1 protein-coding gene is annotated in these 767 nt (G+C 63.0%); it reads right to left on the reverse strand.

Features of this window, described 5'->3' with window-relative positions; all coding sequences use genetic code 11:
* The coding region (locus NA3_RS37490; RefSeq protein WP_157126685.1) for a hypothetical protein at window positions 1-217 on the reverse strand (217 nt) is incomplete at its 3' end.
* Window positions 218-767: the final 550 nt, after the last annotated feature.

Consider the following 767-nt stretch of genomic DNA (forward strand, 5'->3'; position numbering starts at 1 on the left):
TGTGGGCGCGTTCGATCAGTCGCAGCCCTTCGACCGTGGCCGGTTCGGCGTCGTGGTCGATGCGGGTGACGGTGAGCCGGAACCGGGCGCCGGTCATCAGCCTGGCCACCCACATCGACGACCCGGGCCGCTCGCGGTCGGGGTAGCGGGCGGCTGGTAATCGGTGAGGTACCAGCACCACGTAGGTCTGCCCGATACGCACGTCACGGGCACGCACACATCAGATTCGTCGCCGCCGCACATCCGGACGACGACACAGGGGCCACCGTGGGTCAGACATCTACGGCCGTACGCGCAGGCCCTGAAACTCCTACTTTTGTGTGTAACGCGCGCAGTTGTCACGTAAGCGCGGGAAGTTCCGCCCGAGTGGCCGAGTTCCCACCAGGACATTTACGCCGCCCGGGAGCCTCGAAACAAGACTGGTGCTTTTCGGGACGGACGGCGCTGCAAGCCGGCAGAAACGTGCCATGAGCAGCGCAAACCCCTATTGCGTTGCGCGCCAGCAGATTCAACTGCTACCCTCAGAAACGAGGGGACAGTTGTGTCCTCACCCCGACACCGAAGTGGTCGGGGTTTTTTTGTATCCGTTACCCGCATCGATCCGAAGCCCTCAGCGCCAGCTGGGGGCTTTTTTTGTGCCCGAAGGAGCCCACGTGGAAGTCATCAAATCTCTTCTTGCCCAGGGTATTTGGCCGATGGTGGTCTTCACGGCCATGGTCGGCGTAGTCACGCTGATCGCGCTGATGCGCGCCGATCGGGAGGACATT

The sequence above is a fragment of the Nocardia africana NBRC 100379 genome (genome assembly GCF_001612635.1).
GTDB classification, from domain to species: Bacteria; Actinomycetota; Actinomycetes; order Mycobacteriales; family Mycobacteriaceae; genus Nocardia; species Nocardia africana.